General features: G+C 51.2%; 22 protein-coding genes. 9 read left to right on the top strand and 13 right to left on the bottom strand.

What is annotated here, in order from left to right; translation table 11 throughout:
• Position 1: 1 nt before the first annotated feature.
• Positions 2-151 carry a hypothetical protein gene (locus tag CSR04_RS24865; protein ID WP_172449210.1) on the bottom strand — a complete coding sequence of 50 codons (150 nt, stop codon included), beginning with the start codon at positions 149-151 and terminating at the stop codon, positions 2-4.
• A gap of 97 nt (positions 152-248) precedes the next feature.
• Here CSR04_RS24865 and CSR04_RS02845 point away from each other — a divergent pair, with 97 nt between their 5' ends.
• Both CSR04_RS02845 and CSR04_RS02840 read left to right on the top strand, forming a co-directional pair.
• On the top strand, positions 249-1,157 hold the full coding sequence (locus CSR04_RS02845; protein ID WP_102794699.1) for a LysR substrate-binding domain-containing protein: 909 nt from the start codon (positions 249-251) through the stop codon (positions 1,155-1,157).
• Between the two features lie 248 nt (positions 1,158-1,405).
• Complete coding sequence (locus CSR04_RS02840; protein ID WP_102794698.1) at positions 1,406-2,185, top strand: substrate-binding periplasmic protein; 780 nt, start codon at positions 1,406-1,408, stop codon at positions 2,183-2,185.
• Positions 2,186-2,213: 28 nt separating this feature from the next.
• On the opposite strand, the gene CSR04_RS02835 is transcribed toward CSR04_RS02840, so the two are convergent.
• Positions 2,214-3,035: a LysR family transcriptional regulator gene (locus tag CSR04_RS02835; protein WP_102794697.1), complete on the bottom strand. Its 822-nt coding sequence runs from the start codon at positions 3,033-3,035 to the stop codon at positions 2,214-2,216.
• 129 nt (positions 3,036-3,164) lie between these two features.
• Here CSR04_RS02835 and CSR04_RS02830 point away from each other — a divergent pair, with 129 nt between their 5' ends.
• The 5 genes from CSR04_RS02830 (at position 3,165) to CSR04_RS02810 (ending at position 10,462) form a co-directional block, all read left to right on the top strand.
• Entirely contained in the window at positions 3,165-4,340 is a 1,176-nt protein-coding gene (locus CSR04_RS02830; RefSeq protein ID WP_102794696.1) for an acyl-CoA dehydrogenase, read from the top strand.
• Between the two features lie 18 nt (positions 4,341-4,358).
• On the top strand, positions 4,359-6,584 hold the full coding sequence (locus CSR04_RS02825; RefSeq protein ID WP_102794695.1) for a dehydrogenase E1 component subunit alpha/beta: 2,226 nt from the start codon (positions 4,359-4,361) through the stop codon (positions 6,582-6,584).
• The gene (locus CSR04_RS02820; RefSeq protein ID WP_102794694.1) at positions 6,584-7,624 is read left to right on the top strand and encodes an acyl carrier protein; all 1,041 of its coding nucleotides are present in this window, start codon (positions 6,584-6,586) and stop codon (positions 7,622-7,624) included. The genes CSR04_RS02825 and CSR04_RS02820 overlap by 1 nt, the downstream gene beginning before the upstream one ends.
• Before the next feature lie 327 nt (positions 7,625-7,951).
• Entirely contained in the window at positions 7,952-8,755 is an 804-nt protein-coding gene (locus tag CSR04_RS02815) for a PEP-CTERM sorting domain-containing protein (protein ID WP_102794693.1), read from the top strand.
• Between the two features lie 165 nt (positions 8,756-8,920).
• On the top strand, positions 8,921-10,462 hold the full coding sequence (locus CSR04_RS02810) for an amidase (protein ID WP_102794692.1): 1,542 nt from the start codon (positions 8,921-8,923) through the stop codon (positions 10,460-10,462).
• 55 nt (positions 10,463-10,517) lie between these two features.
• Here CSR04_RS02810 and CSR04_RS02805 read toward each other — a convergent pair whose 3' ends face one another.
• Both CSR04_RS02805 and CSR04_RS02800 read right to left on the bottom strand, forming a co-directional pair.
• Positions 10,518-11,540: a WD40/YVTN/BNR-like repeat-containing protein gene (locus CSR04_RS02805; RefSeq protein ID WP_102794691.1), complete on the bottom strand. Its 1,023-nt coding sequence runs from the start codon at positions 11,538-11,540 to the stop codon at positions 10,518-10,520.
• A gap of 16 nt (positions 11,541-11,556) precedes the next feature.
• Entirely contained in the window at positions 11,557-12,612 is a 1,056-nt protein-coding gene (locus CSR04_RS02800) for a peptidase M42 (protein WP_102794690.1), read from the bottom strand.
• 156 nt (positions 12,613-12,768) lie between these two features.
• Between CSR04_RS02800 and CSR04_RS02795 the strand changes: the two genes are divergently transcribed.
• Complete coding sequence (locus tag CSR04_RS02795; RefSeq protein WP_102794689.1) at positions 12,769-13,083, top strand: cupin domain-containing protein; 315 nt, start codon at positions 12,769-12,771, stop codon at positions 13,081-13,083.
• Positions 13,084-13,219: 136 nt separating this feature from the next.
• Here the strand turns inward: CSR04_RS02795 and hemB are convergent, their stop codons facing one another.
• Genes hemB through tatA form a run of 7 tightly spaced genes read right to left on the bottom strand, consistent with a single transcriptional unit; the run spans position 13,220 to position 18,681 of the window.
• Complete coding sequence (gene hemB / locus CSR04_RS02790; RefSeq protein ID WP_102794688.1) at positions 13,220-14,209, bottom strand: porphobilinogen synthase; 990 nt, start codon at positions 14,207-14,209, stop codon at positions 13,220-13,222.
• A complete protein-coding gene (locus CSR04_RS02785; protein ID WP_102794687.1) occupies positions 14,202-16,085 on the bottom strand; it encodes a sensor domain-containing diguanylate cyclase in 1,884 nt (627 codons plus the stop codon). Before CSR04_RS02785 ends, hemB begins: the two co-directional genes overlap by 8 nt.
• Positions 16,069-16,863 (bottom strand): TatD family hydrolase, encoded by a 795-nt coding sequence (locus tag CSR04_RS02780; protein WP_102794686.1) that lies wholly within the window; start codon positions 16,861-16,863, stop codon positions 16,069-16,071. The genes CSR04_RS02785 and CSR04_RS02780 overlap by 17 nt, the downstream gene beginning before the upstream one ends.
• 2 nt (positions 16,864-16,865) lie before the next feature.
• Positions 16,866-17,402 carry a hypothetical protein gene (locus CSR04_RS02775; RefSeq protein ID WP_102794685.1) on the bottom strand — a complete coding sequence of 179 codons (537 nt, stop codon included), beginning with the start codon at positions 17,400-17,402 and terminating at the stop codon, positions 16,866-16,868.
• On the bottom strand, positions 17,399-18,142 hold the full coding sequence (tatC, locus tag CSR04_RS02770) for a twin-arginine translocase subunit TatC (RefSeq protein WP_102794684.1): 744 nt from the start codon (positions 18,140-18,142) through the stop codon (positions 17,399-17,401). Before tatC ends, CSR04_RS02775 begins: the two co-directional genes overlap by 4 nt.
• Positions 18,143-18,442 (bottom strand): Sec-independent protein translocase protein TatB, encoded by a 300-nt coding sequence (gene tatB / locus CSR04_RS02765; RefSeq protein WP_102794683.1) that lies wholly within the window; start codon positions 18,440-18,442, stop codon positions 18,143-18,145. It abuts the gene before it with no gap.
• Between the two features lie 2 nt (positions 18,443-18,444).
• Positions 18,445-18,681 carry a Sec-independent protein translocase subunit TatA gene (gene tatA / locus CSR04_RS02760; protein WP_102794682.1) on the bottom strand — a complete coding sequence of 79 codons (237 nt, stop codon included), beginning with the start codon at positions 18,679-18,681 and terminating at the stop codon, positions 18,445-18,447.
• Between the two features lie 150 nt (positions 18,682-18,831).
• Between tatA and CSR04_RS02755 the strand changes: the two genes are divergently transcribed.
• Positions 18,832-19,740 (top strand): hypothetical protein, encoded by a 909-nt coding sequence (locus CSR04_RS02755; protein WP_172449209.1) that lies wholly within the window; start codon positions 18,832-18,834, stop codon positions 19,738-19,740.
• A 98-nt stretch (positions 19,741-19,838) separates the two neighbouring features.
• On the opposite strand, the gene gpsA is transcribed toward CSR04_RS02755, so the two are convergent.
• Together gpsA and secB are read right to left on the bottom strand one after the other, a co-directional pair.
• Positions 19,839-20,846: an NAD(P)H-dependent glycerol-3-phosphate dehydrogenase gene (gpsA, locus tag CSR04_RS02750; protein ID WP_102794681.1), complete on the bottom strand. Its 1,008-nt coding sequence runs from the start codon at positions 20,844-20,846 to the stop codon at positions 19,839-19,841.
• Positions 20,846-21,352, bottom strand: a complete 507-nt coding sequence (secB, locus tag CSR04_RS02745) for a protein-export chaperone SecB (RefSeq protein ID WP_102794680.1) — start codon at positions 21,350-21,352, stop codon at positions 20,846-20,848. Before secB ends, gpsA begins: the two co-directional genes overlap by 1 nt.
• Positions 21,353-21,359: the final 7 nt, after the last annotated feature.

Below are 21,359 nucleotides of genomic sequence, written 5' to 3'. Positions count from 1 at the left end.
ATTACTTGAAGTTAACCATCTGCGCATAGCTCATGGTTTTTGCCATTTGTCCCAGCCAGCGCCACAAACGAGCCTGTCTGGCTTTCTGCTCTTGCTCACAAGCTTGCTTACTGTCATGATTTACCGGAATTTTTACTGAAGCTGCCAACATAATCCGTACCCCTTTGCGTTTTGACCTGGGGATATTATTGAACATTTATCGAACGATGACGAACGACAAAATCTTAAGTTTGGGATAACTTTAACTAATGGATAAAAGACTGAGGCATTTACCCGCTTTACGCTGCTTCGACGCGGCCGCCCGCCACCAGAGCTATCGTCAGGCTGCCGATGAGCTAGCCATTACGCAGGCGGCGGTAAGTCAGCAAATCCGGGCTCTGGAAGAGGGGCTTGGGGTTAAGCTGTTTTATCGTGAAGGTCGGCAAATGCGTCTGACGGCGCGTGGGCGCACTTTGGCCAAAGCGGTGGAGCTAGCCTTTTCACAACTGCTCAAAGGCTTCAATCAGGTGCAATGTGAAGAGGAAGCCGGCGTGTTGACGGTAACCACAACCGGATCTTTTGCGTCCATGTGGCTGATGCCCAGGCTTTGGAAGTTTTCCGTGCTGTATCCGGATATCTCCATCCGGGTCATGGCCTCACCTCAGGTAGAAGATTTACGCCATGGCGATATTGATGTGGCTATCCGCCAGGGAGACGGTGTGTGGAGCGAACTCTGTCAGGAGGTGCTTATCAGCGACCCGGTGTTTGCCGTATGTTCCAGACGCATGGCAGATGAGATGCAATTGACCCATCCCAGTCAGGTGAATGGGTGTTTGCTGGTGGAGGGACATGATCCTGGCCTATTTAGTTGGCAGAACTGGTTTAGCCTGGCTGGGATTCATTTCGACCGTAAACAATTGCGTTGGGTGGAGGTGGCGACCTGGGAAATGTGCATTAATGCGGTAGCGGCTGGTCATGGTATTTGTTTATCCACTGCAACACTGGCCGGAGAGATGATTCAGCGCGGTGTTCTGGTCAAGCCGTTTGAGATTGAAATTACTCCCGGGCCGACATTCTCCATATTGCATAACCCGGACTCACCCAGATTAGCGCGAATTCAGATATTTCGGGACTGGCTCAGGCAGGAATTAGCGGCTGGCAGCGCCAAGTCAATCTAGAAAGAAGAAGTCTGGTTAGTAAGGTTTGTTTTTTCATACCTATAAGGGCACAGCAACACAATATTACCATTTGTTTCTTTTCGGAATTCGCTATGCTGGCTAAGTTCGAAATGCCCTTTGATAAAAGGGCAAAATGGCAGGATTGCCAGTAAGCTTAATAATAAGAACAGCCTAGGGGACTCAAGTTATGTTTGGCGATAGCATCGCATTCGATACGCACCTTTCCCTGATAGCGGCGTAATAGCAGAATGCGCCTGTTGCTAATCTTGTCCCTGATAGCAGGTCCGGGCCTGGCTCAGACGTTCTGCCCACACCCCATAAATTTGGTTTTCAGTGGTGACTGGTACCCGTATTTTTATCTGGACAAGCAAGGGCAATACAGTGGTAGGGACCTGGAGTTATTGCGCAAAGGCCTGATGCGAATGGACTGTGAACTGGCAATTTTGCATCTGCCTGAACGTCGTATCAGTGCCGATTTGCTTAGTGGTCGTGTCGATGTGGCAATTGCCGCCACCCTGACTGAACAGCGGCAAAAGCAATTTATGTTTTCTATTCCTTATCGTTTGCAAACCATTGTATTGGTATATCGCAAGTCCGACCGTCAAACAGCGGCGCTGGATACCATATTAGATCTGGTGCAGCAGAATAAGCTTGTTGCGTTAAACCGTGGTGGTTGGTACGGACATGAGGTCGCTGCGGTGCTTGATTCCAAATGGGCGAGACAACTGATGCATGTTGAAACCTTTGCATCCCGTCTCGAACTTCTCAGGCGAGGCAGAGTGGATGCATTTATTGATGACAAGGATACCGTGCTGGCGGAAATGCAGCGAAATGGTTTGACGGACCTTGCTCTGATAACAAGGCCCCTGGATATAGCAGAGCAGCACTACATGTTCAGTAAAATCAACCTGGACGAGGCTTTCGTTACTGAATTTAATCGCCAGTTATCTATTATCATGGGTGAACGCCCACCCAAATCGGCACGATTCAGCCCACTCCATCCTTTGCAAAGTGTGCCTGCACACTGAAGGCTTTTGTTAGCGGATAAAATCGTCTTTAGCCGCGTGCCAGCAATGTGCCTAACAGCTGAATAATGTCGTTGTCGCGCCGCCAGGCCAGGCCAATTTCGCGGCTTTGTTGCAGTTCCTGTAAGGGCCTGAACAGTACATCCTGCTGCGCCAGTTCAGCATGGACCGGGATCAAGGCGCACCCTACTCCGGCACTAACCAGGCCCATGGCATATTCTATGGTTTGAATACGGGCACGGATATCCAAGCCAATGCCGGCCTGACGCAACAGTGTTTTCAGGTTGTTCCAGGCTTCGCAGGGGGTACGCTGGATAAATGCAATGTCGGCCAGATCATTGATACAAATCTGCTCCTGCAGGGAGAGCGGGTGACCCATAGGGAGTGCAAGTTGGTAGTCCTCTTGCCAAATCGGGTGAAACTTCTCTCCCGGTATCAGTAATTCGCGGGTAATAATGCGTGCATCGCAGGCTTCTTCCGGTGGGACCAGGGTTAATTCCAGGCTGTCCCTGGCGGCACAAAATTGTTTCAGCAGGGCACTCATGCGAGCCACGCCCAGCCCCTTAATCAGGCCCAGACGAAACGGTTCTTTTACCTGACTGCCGCTGAACATGGCTTGTATCGCATCGGCCTGGCCAAGCAATTGTTTAGCCAGTGGATACAACTGTTCGGCCGCATCCGTGGCGCGGACTCCGCGCGCATGGCGCACAAAGAGCGGCCGCCCTAATTCATCCTCTAACTGCTTTAATGCCGCTGACAATGATGGCTGTGCAATAAAGCGACTGCGCGATGCCGCACTGAAGCTGCCCTGTTCATACACTGCTACAAAATGTCCAAGTACTCGCAAGTCCATGTTTTACCTTAATAAAGCCAAAATCAAGCTATAGCTAAATACTATAGCTATTAAAGAAATTTGATACTATTGCTTTATCTGAAATCGGCCTATTATCGAACAGTTAACAACTATTTAGCAGGTGTATATATGTCTCGTCCCGCTTTCAACTGGCAAGATCCGCTGGCCCTGGATTCCCTTTTATCCGAAGACGAGCGCATGGTACGCGACAGCGCTCACCAGTATTGCCAGGAGCAGTTACAGCCCAGGGTACTGCAAGCCAACCGTCAGGAAATCTTCCATCGTGAAATTATGAATGAGCTGGGTGAACTGGGCCTGCTTGGCGCGACATTACCCGAAGAGTACGGCTGCGCCGGGGTGAACTACGTTACCTATGGTTTGATTGCCCGTGAAGTGGAGCGTGTCGACAGCGGCTATCGCAGTGCCATGAGCGTACAGTCCTCTCTGGTGATGCACCCTATCTATGCTTATGGCAGCGAAGCACAAAGGCAAAAATACTTACCCAAGCTGGCTACCGGCGAGTGGGTGGGGTGTTTTGGCCTGACCGAGCCTAACGCGGGATCCGATCCGGGCTCTATGGCCAGCCGCGCGACGAAAGTAGATGGCGGCTATCGTCTGACCGGCACCAAAATGTGGATCACCAACTCCCCCATCGCCGATGTGTTTGTGGTGTGGGCCAAACTGAACGGTGAAATTAAAGGCTTTGTGCTGGAAAAAGGCATGGAAGGGCTGAGTGCACCAAAGATTGAAGGCAAGTTCTCTCTGCGTGCGTCTATTACCGGCGAAATAGTGATGGACAATGTGTTTGTGCCAGAAGACAACCTGCTGCCTAATGTCAGTGGCTTAAAAGGCCCTTTTGGTTGTTTAAACAAGGCGCGCTATGGCATTGCCTGGGGAGCGCTGGGCGCTGCCGAATTTTGCTGGCACGCCGCGCGCCAGTACACGTTGGACCGCCAGCAATTTGGTCGCCCCCTGGCGGCTACCCAGTTAATACAGAAAAAACTGGCTGACATGCAGACTGAAATCAGTATTGGCCTGATGGCCTGTTTGCAAGCAGGCCGGTTAATGGATCAAAACCTGCTGGCACCAGAAGCTATCTCGCTGATTAAACGCAATTCCTGCGGTAAGGCATTGGATATTGCCCGCATTGCCAGGGATATGCACGGCGGCAACGGCATTGCTGATGAGTTCCATGTTATCCGCCATGTGATGAACCTCGAAGCGGTGAATACCTATGAGGGCACCCACGACGTGCACGCTTTGATTCTGGGGCGTGCGCAAACCGGGCTTCAGGCGTTTTCTTAAGCCCAGTAGGAGGTTGCTATGCTGGATCGCAACGCCATAGTCAGGCATAACCTGCTGCGTTGGCTGGAAGACGATAATCTGCCACAGTCGGTATTGGATGTCTCTCTGGCCGAAGCAGGCCTGACCGATTGTCAACTGGTGGATTTATTTGAAACGCAGGTGATGAGCCGCCATCTGGATTTGCAATCCAGACAGATGCAAAAACAGGGCAAGAGTTTCTATACCATAGGCAGTGCAGGACATGAAGGCAACGCGGCTATCGCCGCCGCTCTGCGCATTGATGATATGGCATTTCTGCATTACCGCAGCGGCGCCTTTGCTATTCAGCGCAGTAAACAAAAGCCCGGCACGACGCCGCTTTACGATATGCTGCTGTCCTTTGCCGCCAGCAGCGAAGATCCAATATCCGGTGGCCGGCATAAAGTGATTGGCAGCCATGAGCTGTTTATTCCGCCACAAACCAGCACTATCGCCTCACACTTACCCAAAGCCATGGGGGCTGCTTATAGTATTGGCCTGAGCAAGAAACTAAATACGGCCACCAAGCTGCCAGATGACGCTGTGGTGGTATGCAGCTTTGGCGATGCCTCGGCTAATCATTCCACCGCGCAGGGTGCCATTAACGCTGCCTGCTGGGCGTCTTTTCAGTCTATTCCCATGCCGCTTATTTTTATCTGTGAGGACAACGGCATCGGCATTTCTACCGCCACGCCGCAAGGTTGGATCCACGCCAACTTTGCCAATCGTGCCGGGCTGGAATACCGCTATTGCGACGGGTTGAATCTGCTGGATACCTATCGCACCGCCAAACAGGCGGCCGATTGGGTGCGGAAACGCAGAAAGCCGTTGTTTTTGCATGTTCGTACTGTGCGCTTATTGGGCCATGCCGGTTCTGATTCGGAGTTTGCCTATCGTAGCCAGGCCGCCATTGAAGCCGCAGAGCGCCAGGATCCCATTGCCTACAGTGCCAGCTTACTGCTGAATAATAAGGCGATGACGGCCGGGCAAATTGCCGAGCTGTACCTGCAATTGGAAAGCCGTATTGCCCGCATTAGTGACGTGGCGGCAGCGCGTCCGAAACTGACCAATCCTGCCCAAATTAAAGCATCTATTGTACCGCCCAGGCGTGAGCCGCCTGACGTGGTTGCTATTGAAACGGCACAACGGGACAGCTTGTTTGCCCATGAAAAACACAATCTGGCCAAACCCCAGCATTTAGCCAAGCTGATCAACTGGGCATTATTGGATTTAATGGCGCAGTACAAAGAAATTGTGATGTGTGGTGAAGATATTGGCCGTAAAGGTGGGGTGTACAATGTCACCGCCAAACTCTGTGAAAAGTTTGGCTCGTCACGGGTGATTAACACGCTGTTGGACGAACAGTCTATTCTGGGCATGGGTATCGGCATGGCACACAACGGCTTGTTGCCGATCCCTGAAATCCAGTTTCTGGCTTATGTGCATAACGCCGAGGACCAGATTCGCGGCGAGGCGGCCACCCTACCGTTTTTCTCTAACGGACAGTATGCCAACCCTATGGTGATTCGCATTGCCGGGCTGGCCTACCAAAAAGGCTTTGGTGGTCATTTCCATAACGACAATTCCTTTGCGGTGTTCCGCGATATTCCCGGCTTGATTCTGGCTTGCCCCTCCAATGGTGCCGATGCTGTGGAAATGCTGCGTGAATGTGTGCGCCTCGCTCGCGAGGAGCAGCGACTGGTGGTGTTTCTGGAACCCATTGCACTGTATATGAAAAAGGACCTGCACGAAGAGGGTGACAACCTGTGGTCATTCCCTTACGTGCCGCCCGCAGACGCTAAGCCCATTGCCCTTGGCGAGCCCGGTGTGTATGGCAGCGGCAAAGATCTCTGTATTATCAGTTACGGCAATGGCTACTACCTTAGTCGCCAGGCCGAGAAACAGTTAGCCGAGCAAGGTATCCAATGCACAGTGATTGATTTGCGTTGGTTAGCCCCGCTAAATCAAAGCGCTATCTTGCAGCAGGTTGCCGACCACCAGCAGGTTTTGATAGTGGACGAATGCCGGCAAACCGCCTCTATCAGTGAAGCCTTAGTCACTATGCTCAGCGAACACCCAGCGGGGATACACAATATTCAGCGGGTTTGTGCGCAGGACTGCTTTATCCCACTAGGCAGTGCCAGCTATGAAGTTTTGCCCAAAACTCAGGACATTGTTAATGCTGCCCTTAACATGCTTAATAAAACCATAAGAGAGGCCAGCTGATGACCAAACAAACTGCTGTGGTCATTTGCCCCGGACGGGGCACCTATAACAAGGAAGAGCTTGGCTACCTGGGTCGTTATCACAGTGACAAACAGGCCATGCTGGATGTGATTGACCAATACCGCCGCAGCCAGGCACAGCCGAGCGTGACAGAATTGGACGCCATGCCTGCCTATAAGCTGCCCGTACATACGGCTGGCGAAAATGCCTCTGCCCTGATTTACGCCTGTGCACGTGGCGACTTTGCCGCCATAGACAGGAACAAATACGACATTGTTGCTGTGACTGGTAACTCCATGGGCTGGTATATCGCTCTGGCGATGGCCGATGTGTTAAACCAACACAGCGCTATTGAACTTATCAATACCATGGGGTCAATGATGAGTGGTGGCTTGATTGGCGGCCAAATGATTTACCCCATCACAGATGACAACTGGCATGAAGATAGTGCGCAGAAAGCGCAAATCCTGCAATGGATGACAGAGGTGAATCAGCAGCCTGGCTGCCAGGTGTATCCCTCCATCTGGCTTGGCGGCTATCTGGTTTTGGGGGGTAATGAAGCTGGACTAAAAGCCATGGAACAACGCCTGCCCAGGTTACAAGACCGCTACCCTATGCGCCTGTATAATCATGCCGCTTTTCACACGCCATTATTGCAAAGCGTGTCAGACAAGGCCTTTGCAAGGCTGTCACAGAATCTGTTTCAAAGGCCTGCATTGCCCTTGATTGACGGTCAGGGGCGGATTTGGCAACCCCACAGCACCGACATGACGGCATTGTATCGTTATACCTTGGATACTCAGGTGGTTGCGCCTTATGACTACAGCAAGGCCATTGAAGTGGCGATTAAGGAGTTTGCCCCAGATAAGCTGATTATTCTTGGCCCCGGCGCTACATTAGGGGGCGCGACGGCTCAGGTGCTGATCAAGCAGAACTGGCACAACCTGAGCGATAAACAGGGCTTTATCCAACGTCAACAGCAGGATCCGCTGATTCTTGCCATGGGCATGGAAGCACAAAGGAGCCTGGTCAGCCGTTAAGGCTGCGCCAGGCTGTACATTCCCCTGGCATTTAACCTTCGTTCGTCTGGTTACCCTTAGGCGCAGTGCTCTTCTGTCAATATTTTTTACACTGCAGTCAGCTTTCTTTCGCCAGCTTTTCTATCTGTATGAAAAACATAGATAAAACTGAAGGGCACAAATATTGCTACATCTCTGCCAGTACGGAATATTTTATTATTTCGTTATCTTGTCAAGGATGCACGCCATGTGAAGTGGCTGGCCAATCTCCCAGTTGGTTGTTTCGAATATGTCGAAACAGGTTTGGACGGCGCCCCTAACCTCAAAAAAACCAGTAAGGGAAAATGCATGAAAAAAACAGCAATAAAGACACTGGCCGCAGCAACGCTGCTGACTGCTGCAGGTGCAAATGCGGCAATTATCTATGATGGTAATGTTACGCCCGATGTTATTTTTGGTGGCGGCAATGCCAATGGTAGCTATACCATAGATCGAGATAACGGTGTCGAACTGGGTTTGCGTGGCAAGCTGCGTCATAACGGCAGTGGTGCACCGGAGAACACCTTTAACAGCAACGGGGATGGCACCTACAGTTTCGATGCCGGCGTTGCTCCTACACAGAGTTTTCCCACTGCAGTGTGGAGCTTTGAGTGGTCGATCAATACTGACTACACAGGCAACAACCAACTAAAACTGGCCGATCTTAGCTTTGTGCTTGGTTTAGACACGAATCCCAGTCTGTCTACTGCCTTTACCACTTTTGATCCTATTCATGCCAACAACCCAGGCTCTGGCAATGTGTGCTGGGACCATTCTTTGGGTGATAATGCCACGGCAAATGGCGCAGGCGTTGAAACCAACTGTGGCTTGGCAACAGCAGTAGCAGACTATGCTACCAATCTGACCGACTACAATGTTGCGCAAAACTCCTGGAAACCCCACTGGTTTTTCCCGGTATTTGACCCCACTGTGGATGGTACTTACAACATATTCCTGGCAGCCATGAATACTGCCGGGCAGGAACTAGCCAGAACCGAGATCCAGATTATCGTGGGTCAGGGCGGCAGCGCTGAAGTGCCAGAGCCAGCTACCTTGCTATTGATGCTTGGCGGGCTCCTGGGGTTAAGCCGCAGGTTTGCTAAAAACGGCTGATCCTTGTCTTTGTGGCGCACAGGCTCAGGCTTGTGCGTCAATAATTGCATACACAATCCCTGCTTTCCCTGCCACACGCTTTTACTTCCCGCTATTGCCTGAGCCCGCTCTCTAGGTTTTGATAATAGACATTATCATAATAAATCAAACAGTTAAGGAACCTTGATGAGTCTTAGAATATGGCTTGCCGCAATGCTACTGCTGCTAAGCGCCTGTGCATCAGTTCGCGACTATACCCCCTTAGTGTTGGAAGCCAGTGCACCACAATTGCAGCAACTGATGTCCGGCGGGGAGCTGACCAGCGAGCAACTGGTGAATTTCTACCTGCACAGGATTGACCAGTATGACGACCAGGGGCTTGCCTTAAATGCGGTAATCAGCCTGGACCCCAGTGCAATCAGGCAAGCCAGAGAACTGGACATTGAGCGGCAGCAAGGCCGTGTGCGAGGCCCCCTGCACGGTATTCCGGTGCTGCTGAAAGACAATATTGATAGTCTTGGTGTTGCTAATACCGGCGGGTCAGTGCTGCTTAAAAATAATCTGCCGGCCGATGATGCATTCCTGGTGAAAAAGCTGCGTGAGGCTGGGGTGATCATTCTGGGTAAAGCCAATCTCAGCGAGTGGGCAAACTTTCGCTCCACTCGCTCAAGCTCCGGTTGGAGTGCCATGGGCGGACAAACTCGTAATCCCTACGACACCAGCACCTCGACCTGTGGTTCAAGTTCAGGTTCAGGTGCTGCCGTGGCAGCCAACCTCACTGCCATAGCCGTGGGCACGGAAACCGACGGCTCGTTGGTTTGCCCCGGGGCCATGAATGGCATTGTCAGCATCAAGCCGACATTGGGCTTGATTAGTCGCGACGGCATCATTCCTATCGCGCACAGTCAGGACACTGCCGGGCCGATGGCCCGCACTCTGACCGACGCAGTACTGTTGCTCGAAGCGATGCAAGGGCCGGACAGCGCCGATGCTGCTAGCTATGCCGACCACCGTGATTTTAGCCAACACCTGATAAGTACTGGATTGGCAGGTAAGCGCATCGGTGTTGTACGTAGTCTGATGGGCTACCATGCCTTGCTGGATAACGTGTTTGAACAACAACTGGACGTATTGCGTGAACAGGGCGCGATACTGGTGGATACCCATTTGGAAAACCAGTGGGGAGATGATGAATTTACGATACTGTTGCATGAGTTCAAACGCGGGATTACCGAGTATCTGGCGGGCACGTCATTACCCTATCGCAGCCTGGCCGACTTAATTGAAGCCAATAAGGTTAACCAGCTTGAGGAAATGACAATTTTTGCTCAGGAATTGTTTGATATGGCTGAGGCTCGCGATACGACGCAGGAGCCCGAATACCTCGAAGCCCTGGCGCGTGCCAAGCGCCTGGCTGGTGAAGAAGGTATTGATGCGCTGCTGGTCAAAGATAAGCTGGATTTACTTATTGCGCCAACCGTTGGACCAGCCTGGAAGACTGACCATATCAATGGCGATCATTATCTGGGGGCCGCCAGTTCTGCCGCCTCTGTAGCCGGGTATCCACATATCACCATACCTATGGGGTTTATAGAAGTGCCGGGTAGCCCGGCACTGCCTGTAGGGATGAGCTTTTTCGGTGCGGCGAAATCAGAGCCGGTGCTTATCGAGGCGGCGTTCGGTTACGAGCAAGCCAGCAACAAACGCCGCCCTCCGACATTGAACTAATATCCATCAGGGCGCCACAGTATCTATCAGGGTACTACTTAGGCGCCTTTGATTATTACTTGATCTGACTGATCTTTAGTATGCCAATACGGCCATCATGGCCTGCACCGACAAAGGTTTGCTGATCCGCCGCCAAAGTATAAAAGCCCTGGTCAGAAAATGCCTGCCAGTTGGATCCGTGATCATAGGAGATGTCTGTGCCGCTCTTGCCGGTAGCTAAACAAATGGCATTGATACAGGCCATGGCCGTGCGCAGCCCCCGCTCACCGGTTTGGATAAGCTCGGCACCTTCTGAAGTAAGCTTGGCCAGATTGGGATATTTGCCCGGTCTGTCCTGATAATCCCCGCCCAGGGCAAAGGCTTCATTTTTGCTGTTCAGGCCAATAGCATAAGCCCCACCGGTTTGTCCCTGGTTGTGGATAGGCAGTTCGACACGTTGCCAATGTTCCCCCGCATCCTTGGAGTGATAGGCCGAGGCCGAAAAGCCACCAGTGGCAATCCAGACGTTTTGCTTATCCTGGATTTTCAGGGTATTGCCGCTGGCCGCAAAGGCCGCTTCCTTGTCGAGTATCTCTGGTAGTTGTGCCTGGCTGATGCGTCGCCAGGTCTTACCACCGTCGGAGGTTTTCATCACCATATAGAAGCCGTCAACAGGGTCGCCCAACAGCAGACCATGGTCCTGATCCCAAAAGTCGATAGCATTGAAAAAGCCCTCGGCGTGCTGATTTTGCAACCACAATTGCCAGCTTTCACCACTATCAGTGCTGCGGTAAATACGTGAACTTTGGCCAGGCCCCACCGTCATGGCCAACAGGCTGCCATCGGCAAATTGCTGTAAGTCGCGAATATCCCCGTTGGCTTCGGCCGCAATCGCCGCCGATTGCCAGCTTTGACCACCATCCAGACTCTTGTACACCTGCCCTTGCGTACCTGCTACCCACAACTGTCCATAAGCTGCACTGCTGGCCCGCAACGATGGGGAGTCAGGTAGGGTATGTATTTGCCATTCCAGGGCTGATACCTTAGCTGTTAGCAACAAGGCCAACACTGTTAAGGTTAATGCGCTTCTTTTCAGCATCGTGACTCCCTCAGGCTCAATGTAATTCGGCAATACGTTTTAACACAGTAAGAAATGCCTGGCAGGAAGCGATGGAGGCGGTTTCTTCCATAGTGTGATAACCCGTGGTCGGAATTTGCAGGGTTGAACCTGTTACCACCCCATTCGAGGCGGCGATAATTCTGCCCATTTCCGTACTGCCATAGGATTGCGCTGATAAACCTTGTGCCACCAACTGCGCATTTTTCTGGTCTATGTATTCATCCTTATAGCTACAGGTATGGCCATACACTTCGCAAATAGCCTGAAGTTGTTCGGTCAACAGCGGATCAAAATCGGCGTTGGCGTCTTTATGGCGTAACACCAATTGCTGCTTATCTGCCTCTATACGATCTGGATAGGGGCTGGTATCCACCACAATCAGTCGGTTGGTACTGCTGCCAAAGCGTCGGAACCATTCCAGCAGGTAACGCCAGCTTTTGCCTGCTTCTTCCTGGGCGGTAAAAAATGCCGTACCTTCAAAACCCTGACTAAACAGATGGACCAGAAATGCGGCAGTCAGCACATTGTCCAGCTGGCCGCTGATGGTATCGTCACGCACCGTCAGACGGTCGGCAAAGGCCACGGGAGTGCCTGCTACCAGGTGTTCCATACCTTCAAGGGTGAAGATCAGGTTATTGCGTCTTTCACATACATAACTTTTGGCGATGTGCCCTTTGCCTCGGTAAGCGCCGGACCAGGGCTCATAAGCCATCACCGGCGTGGCATCAAAGCGATCAACAATTTTGTTGATCAGCTGTTCCGATACCGAATTGCCCAATAAATCCGAGCGGTTACCCGCTACAAAGGCGGCATACTGAAATTCATTGGGGCCGGTGCAAATCAGGCCATGGCGGTCGATATGAGCGGAGAACATGGCGGAGAAAGGTTTGCTGCCTTGTGCCACCAGTACGCCTTCATACCAGGTGACCTGGGCACCTCGCTCTTCCAGCTCTCGTTGTAGCACCCGAAAAAAACTATGCTCGGCACCGACTACACTGGGTTCGCGAATCAGGGTTTTTAGCAGATCAAAAACGTCATTTAATTCAGACATAAGGGGGCAATCCGAGCGGTTTTCTATACCCACTAGCATACTGATAATCGGGTAAAATGGCAGCAGATTAATCGAATGGAAGCGTCGCTAATGCCCTGTGTTGGGTTCCAGATGAGATAGTGCTAAGGTGGTTCAAACAACAAAAAGGAACATAATGTGGCGGGAAAATATCCAGATAAAATTCGGCAATTGGAGCTCTACGATGGGCGATTCGATGCATATCGCTTAAGGGCTCAGGGCGCAGAGGTTCTGTTTGCATCATACCAGGCTGGAACCCAGATCCCCCCGCATCAGCATGAAACCGACAACTACGGGGTGATTATACGGGGGGAATTGATCCTGACCATGCAGGGTGAAACCCGTCGTTTCGCTGTTGGTGACTGGTATCATGTACCAGCCAATACCGAACATGCTGCCAGTTTTGCAGTGGAAACCGACGAAATCGAATTCTGGTTTAATGACCGAAGCTAAATCAGTACAGAGTGGCTAGCGATCATTGTTGGGCTGAAGCCCAACCCACAGTGGGTCGGACTTAAGTCCGACAGAATTTAAGTCGTCATTTGGCAGCCATCAGTTGACGGAGCGTGGGAGCAAGTCCAACGGCCAACTAACGAAGTAACTGCGCCGCCTGTTTGGCAAAATAGGTCAGAATACCGTCAGCACCTGCCCGCTTGAAAGCCAGTAATGATTCCATTATCACCGCCTCCTCGTTGAGCCAGCCATTGGCAAACGCAGCCTTGTGCATAGCGTACTCACCACTGACCTGATAAGCGAAGGTCGGCACGCCGAATTCCTGCTTGCAGCGCTGAACGATATCCAGATATGGCATACCGGGTTTAACCATGACCATATCCGCACCTTCGGCGATATCCTGGGCGATTTCGCGCAGTGCTTCGTTGCTGTTAGCCGGATCCATTTGGTAGCTCTTCTTATTACCACCCTTAATGTTAGCCGCTGTGCCCAATGCATCTCTGAATGGTCCGTAATAGCTAGAGGCATATTTAGCCGAGTACGCCATAATGCAGGTGTTGACGTGGCCCTGCTGTTCCAGCGCCTTGCGGATCTGCCCGATTCTGCCATCCATCATATCCGAAGGGGCGACAATATCGGCACCGGCCTCGGCATGCGACAGCGCCTGCTTAACCAGCACGTCGACGGTTTGGTCATTGACGATATAGCCATTTTCATCCATCAATCCGTCCTGACCATGAGAGGTGAAAGGATCCAGTGCTACATCGGAAATCACACCCAGATCAGGAACAAACTCTTTCAGGGCGCGAATGGCCTTTTGCGCCAGACCATCTGGGTTAAAGGCTTCGCTGGCACATTCTGATTTCAATTCTGCAGGTGTGACGGGAAACAAGGCAATAGCGGGAATGCCCAATTCAACCAGCGCTTCTGCTTCTTTGAGTAACAGGTCTATGGACATCCGGCTAATGCCTGGCATGGAGGGAATATCTTCGCTGCGATTTTTTCCTTCCAGTACAAACATAGGGTAGATCAGATCCTGTACCGACAGGCGCGACTCAGCTATCAACTGACGGGTAAATTCGTTTTTACGGATACGACGGGGGCGAACCCGAAGAAAATCAGACATGGGAAGACTCCTGAGAATAACTACGTATTTGATTACGGCCGGCCTGTTTGGCTTGATAAAGTGCTTGATCGGCCTGGCTCAGTAAGGCCATTTCATCGCCATCCATGCTCACGATGTTGCTGGCAAAGCCACCACTGATAGTCAGGTGAATTGCACCTGCCGGTGTGTGTACGGGCGTGTCTTGCATCGTCTGACGAATCTGCTCCAGTAGCTGCCAGGCACCATCTGCATCGGTATTGGGTAGCAGTAGAGCAAATTCTTCACCACCATAGCGACACACATCATCGGCCGGGCGGCGCAAATGGTCGGCAATCAGTTTTGCCACCATACGGATGCATTCATCGCCAACTAAATGGCCGTATTGATCATTGATGCTTTTAAAGTGATCGATATCCAGCATGGCCACACTGAATTGGGTTTGTTCGCGGCGACTGCGCCGTATCTCGGCGATATATTTTTTATCAAAGTAACGGCGATTGCGAATACCGGTCAGGGCATCCTGGGTATTGCGTTCTTCCAGCTCACGGTTCTTTTCTGACAGTTCACGCAGGGCAATCTCCAGCTCAAGGGTACGCTCCTGAACACTGTATTCCAATTCCTCCTGAGCCTTCTCCTGCATCTCCCTGGACTGTTTTGCCTGCTCCAGCGCCAGGCTTTGAGCCGCAAAGGTAGCCTCGCGTTGCTGGTTATAGTTGATCGCTAATACCAAAGCCAGCAGTATGGACTCGATCAAGGCGCCCACCATCAGCAGGTAATGAGAGCCGATGTTGAGATCTATCAAATCGAGATTTTCCAGGCCAGCTACCAGTGCACTGATCAGCAGGGTAAACCAGGCTAGCGCATAGATCCGGGCGATTTCAATGCCCTTTCCGGACAGCCACAAGGCCAGACCACAGATGTAAACCACACTGACCATCAGCACCAGTAAAAACACTTTGATCATCAGCCAATAAGGCAAGAACAGCCCCAATAGCAAGCCAGCCAGGTACAGGGCCGCACAGACGAGCAATCCTCTGTCCAACCATTGGCCGTATTTTCGCACCTGCAGCAGCTCGCGGGTAAATATGATAGCAAAGCCCATGGTGGCATTGGCAAATAACACCACGCTACGTCCCTGCAGCCATATGTCCTCTGGCCACAAGTATTTGTAACCAATGCCATGCAGGGTCAAAAGGGTCAGACTCAGGAACACCACATAACCGCAGTACACCAGAAAATTGGAGTAGCGGGTGGTAACAAAAAAGAAAAAGTTGCTCAATGCCATTGCTGCCAAAACGCCAAAGAAGCAGCCCATCAGCAGGTTGTGCTCACCGGCGTACACCAAGTACTGTCCGGCATTCCACAGATTTAGCGGCAGTTTCAGTGAACCACTGGTTTTGGCGCGAATAATCAGGGTAATAGGTTCGCTGCTATCTGGTACCGGAAACAAAAACTTTTCGGTGCTGATGTCCCGACTGCGAAATGGCAGGGTGTCACCGGTAACATAATCACTCAGCAGCCGCTGTCCTTGAAAGAACCATACCTCCAGCTCGTCCAGCAAAGCATAGTCAACTTCCAGTAGCCATTGATCTCTGGCGTCGAGTTGTGGGAGCTGCAGCTTCAGCCACAAGGGAGCACTGCGCATACCAAAAGATAGCTGCTGGCTTTGTTCTGTTTGCCATTGCAGGTTGCTGCTTTGCAGCACTTCGTCAATACCAAGTGCTTGACTGTCGTCTAGCAGAAATTCTACACCACGTCCTATGCTTTGCAGAGGCTGGGTGCCGGCCACCGCCTGCATCACTTTGATAGCGGCAACAAACACGATTAATACCGCCAGTACACCGTACAGCCACAGCCAACGGCGTCTTAACTGAATACCGTTAAGACTGTCCATCATGCGGCTCCTGGCCGAAAAGTGTCTGACTATTGGTAAAGCTGCTGGTGGCAAGTTGTGCTAGTGGGATACCCGTTAAACTTGCCAGCTCTTCTGCAATAAGCGGCAGATGACAAGGTTCGCAGCGCTCAATGCGGGGCCTGACATGACGGGGTGCCAGATAAGGGGCGTCGGTTTCCAGCATCATGCGGGCTGGGGGTAAATGTGCGACCGCTTGTCGTAGCTCTGTGGCCCGGCGCTCATCGCAAAGCCAGCCAGTTATGCCAATATACAGGCCTAGATCCAGATAGGCTTCCATCTGCTCACGATTGCCGGTAAAGCAATGGGCCACACCGCCGGCTAAATGTGGACGAAAGCGTTTCAGAATCGCTATTTGCTCGTTAAAGGCATCCCGTTCATGCAGAAATACCGGCTTCTGTAACTCTACAGCCAATTCAAGTTGTTGCTCAAAAACCCTGAGCTGGTCTTCACGAGTCGAAAAATTGCGATTAAAGTCCAGGCCGCATTCCCCTATCGCTCTGACCTGCGGCTTCTTGGCAAGTTGCCGCAGTTTGTCGACAAAGTCTGGCTGTACACTGCCGGCATAATGTGGATGTACACCGGCAGTGCTGAAGAGTTGATGCTGCTTGGCTAGTTGCCAGGCTGAATGACTTTCCTGCACATCCGTGCCGGTAATCAACATCTGACAAACCTTATTTTGTCTGGCGCGCGTCAGAACCTGATCCAGATCGGCACTGAACCTTTTGTTGGTCAGATTAACGCCAATATCAAACCAGGTCATGCTTACTTGATACGTTTGACCCGTATCTTACGGTTGGCTTCATCGGAACTCAGGAAAAATGCCCCCAGCATGCCACGCTCGATATATAGCTGGCCATTTGGAATGGGGAAGTTGCCGGAGTCGGACTGTTTCCAGATTTGCCCGTTGGTCAGGGTCAGAATCAGTTTGCCATAGGCATCCTGGTCTTTGGACTGCAGGGTGACATAGATTTTATCTTCTTCATTTTCCGGTCTGGTGACATGCTCAAGACCAAAGTTCTGCTCCTGGCTAGTTGTTTCAACTGTCTGTTGTGTTGGCAAAGGGCCATCTTGCCTCGCCGACTGGCCGCGAACCTGGCTGATGGCCTGATGGGTGGATAATACCCTGTCGCCGCCTTCAAATTGGCTGGCATCTTTGGCGACTTTGTCGTAACAGACTAAACGCTTCAGGCTGTTTTGCTCTTTTGTGCAAGCCTGTAATGCTGACGCCAGCGTTTCAGCCTGGGCAAAAACGCCCAAAAAACAAAAAGGTAAGGCCAGAAATAATTGTTTTATTTTCATGGTGAATCCTGATGTTCCACGTCCTGGTCGGGTCGGTAATAGATTGCGCCAGCCAGTACGCCAAGTTCAAACAACAGCCACATGGGCACGGCAAGTAAGGTTTGGGAAATGACGTCCGGTGGTGTTAGAAGCATGCCAATCACGAACACGCCAACCACCACATAAGGGCGTTTTTCCTTCAATTGCGCCGGGCTGGTCATACCGGTCCAGCACATCAGTATGATGGCAACCGGGATTTGAAATGACAGGCCAAAGGCAAAAAACAGTTTGAGTACAAAATCCAGATAACTGTTGATATCTGTACTGATGGTAACCCCTTCAGGCGCAACACTGGTAAAAAAAGCGAAAGCCAGAGGAAACACCACATAATAGGCAAATGCGATACCGCCATAGAACAGTAAGGTACTGCAAACCAACAGTGGTGCTATCAGTTTCTTCTCATTGCGATATAAGCCCGGAGCGACAAATCCCCACACCTGATACAGCACCACGGGAATGGCGATAAAAAACGACAGTACCATGGTGAGTTTAAAGGGCGCAAAAAACGGTGACGCGACATCGGTGGCAATCATTTGTGCACCCTTTGGCATCACCGACAACAAAGGGGTCGCCAATAGGTGGTAAAGATCCTGGGCAAAGTAGGCCAGACTGATAAATACCAGCAACACTGCCAGCAGGGCTTTTAATATGCGGCTGCGCAGTTCTACCAGGTGACTGAAAAGGGTTTGTGAGTCTGACATCTATTCTTTTTGATAGGGTTTTTGCACCGAGTCGGCCGCTTCACGCAATGTATCTACGGAATCCTTCAGTTCTGGTGACAAATTTTCCAGATTCTGCTGCTCGGCCTTCTTCAGGTTGTCATGCAATTCCTGAATTTTCAGTTGTTGCTCCATTTCCTGTTTGAAGTTGCTGGCCATAGATCGAATACCGGAAATTGTTCTGCTGGTGGACCGGATAGCGCCAGGCAGACGTTCGGGGCCCAGCACCAGCAAGGCCACTATACCTATCACCAAGAGTTCCCAGAAGCCGATGTCGAACATAATTATTTTTGTTGTTGTTTATCTGCTTGGTTACTTGGCTGATTGTCAGCCTTATTTTCCATTTTCTGCTGAGGAAAATCAGCATCCTGCTCTTCAGTTTTTTCGTCAGTTACGGCCTTCTTAAAGCCCTTGACCGCTGAACCCAGGTCACTGCCCAGGGTACGCAACTTCTTGGTGCCGAACAGCAATACGATGATTGCGAAGACAATCAACAATTGCCAGATACTAATGCCACCCATGCTTTACTCCCGTTTAACACTTTTGCAGCTATTATACGTAGGTTGGACAAAAGGTCACTGCATTTGATCCTGCGGTGGTTAGTGGTCATGCTTGTGAATAGGCATTGTTGAAAAGGAGCAGCTTTGAACTGTCCAAGGATTTTCATTTTAATGGTCGTCCTTGCTCTGCCTGCTCAGGCGCAGGACTCGCAGCAACCGCTGCAAGACCAGCCCTGGTTGGATGACTTGCAAGACAATGTAACGGATTCCATTAATGCCACGGCATTGTGGTTTGATCATTTTTTTGCCGATGAATCTCTGCAAATGGATGAAAAAGCCCGAGGCGAGGCCAGAATTCGGTTAGGTTGGGAGCCTCGCAGTCGTGCGGTAAACGAATTTGAAACACGCTTTCGGGTGCGGGTTAAATTGCCGAACATGAAGCATCAAACCGACCTTATTTTTTCAGACTATGACGAAGACGAAGATGCATCCAGTATCAAAGCCGCCCGCAATGATGCCATAGATAACCGCAATCGCTTCTCCATGGCGCTACGCTGGACAGCCAAGAAAAGTGCAGATCTGAATGTTTCCCATCGAATCGGTGTGGGGCGAAAGTTGCAGCCTTACGTGAAGTCACAGGTACGCAAGACTTTTGGCTTATCGGATATCAACAATGTCAATCTGGAGGCCTCGGTTTACTACTACACTCAGGACAGATTCGGCAGTCATCTGATGGCCCAGTATGAACACCAACTGGCAGGCAATGATCTGTTCCGTTTCGACAACCACTTTTATTTTCGGGACGAGGAAAACGACTGGATCTGGCAACATGGCTGGTACAAATACAGCCAATGGGATGATAAAACCGCGATGATTTACGGTCTTTATGTAGAAGGTAACAGCCGACCGAATTACCGGGTAGAAGAATATTTAGTCAGTACCCGCTGGCGGAAAAATGCATTACGGAAATGGCTATTCTTCGAGGTGGAGCCTTTTATGCTGTGGCGTCGTGATGAGGATTTTAAAGTGTCTTACGGACTGGCGTTGCGGGTTGAAGGTTATTTTGGTCACTCTGGCTGATGCAAGACAGAGACTGGATATTAGCTAAAATCTGTATGCAGAAACCCAGTTGCTGAAAGCGAAAACACTTGGTTAAAAAAAGCCCGGATCACCGGGCCCTATTCAAATTTTTTCTCGCGTCCCAACAAAGCCAGGGCTGCCTCTTTTGGCGGTTTTCCCTCATACAGCACTTGGTAGATTTGCTCGGTAATGGGCATTTCCACACCCTGGCGCTGTGCCAGCAAATAAACCTCACGGGTATTGCGATAGCCTTCCACAACCTGGCCAATACTGTCCATGGCTTCCTGTACAGACATTCCCTGCCCCAATGCTAAACCAAAACGGCGGTTGCGGGACTGATTGTCCGTGCAGGTCAGCACCAGATCTCCCAGACCGGCCATTCCCATAAAAGTACTGACCTCGGCCCCTAATGTTGCCCCCAAACGGGTTAGTTCCGCCAGCCCCCGGGTAATAAGTGCAGTCCGGGCATTTGCACCAAAGCCGATACCGTCTGCCAAACCAGCGCCAATGGCAATAACATTTTTAACTGCGCCACCTAATTGCACGCCAACAAAATCCGTGTTTTTGTAAACCCGCAGAGACTTACCGCAATGCAGCATATCTGCAATATCGTCAATAAAGGCATCATCAGTGGAAGATAAGGATATGGCGGTGGGCAGGCCAGCAGCCATTTCTTTGGCAAAGGTAGGACCGGACAGCACGGCCAGGGAAACTTTGTCACCTAAAATACGCCGGGCCACATCCTGAAGCAGGCAACCTGTTTCTGGTTCCAGTCCTTTAGTGGCCCAGACAATCCGGTGCTCGGTAGTCAGCATCGGCTTAATTTGTTTAAGCAACTCTGCAAAACCATGGCTCGGCACCACCACCAGAATATTGGGGCTGGCGGCCACGGCTTTGGCCAGCTCAGTTTCGACCTGCAATTGCTCGGGGAAAGCAGCGCCGGGCAGGTAGCGGGCATTGACTCTGTCACTGGCCATCTGCGTCATCTGGGCTCTATCCCGCCCCCAGATCCAGGTGGGAAACCCATTTCTGGCGAAGCAAAAAGCAAGGGCGGTGCCATACGACCCCGCCCCCAGGACTGTCATGCTTTTGGTTGAAGCGATCATCAGGCCTCTTGGTTTTGAGCAGCCTGCTGAGCTTGGGCATCCTGCATGCGCTTTTGCAGATAAGCGGCAAAAATCGCATCGAAATTCACCGGAGCCAGGTTCAGTTGCGGGAATGTACCGCGGTTGACCAGGTTTGAAATACACTCCCGGGCGTAAGGGAACAAAGTGTTAGGGCAGAATGAACCCAGAATATGGGCTTTTTGCTGATCAGACATATCAGCAATAGTAAAAATGCCGGCCTGCTGAACTTCAACTAGAAATGCGGTTTGATCACCAGCTTTGGCAGTCACGGTCACAGCTAAAACCACTTCGTAGCTGTTGTCGTCCAATTTAGCACTGCGGGTGTCTAAATCCATTTTTACTTCGGGTTTCCATTCCTGCTGGAAAATGGCCGGGGAGTTTGGAGATTCGAAGGAAATATCCTTGGTATAAATACGTTGGATGGCAAACTGTGGTTGTGCTGCTTCGCCCTGGTCCATACCGTTGGCTTGTACTTCTTCTGTCATGTTTTTT

The sequence above is a fragment of the Bowmanella denitrificans genome (genome assembly GCF_002887595.1).
Taxonomy (GTDB): domain Bacteria; phylum Pseudomonadota; class Gammaproteobacteria; order Enterobacterales; family Alteromonadaceae; genus Bowmanella; species Bowmanella denitrificans.
The sequence above is the reverse complement of the archived record's forward strand: the minus strand, read 5'-3'. Positions and strand labels throughout refer to the sequence as shown.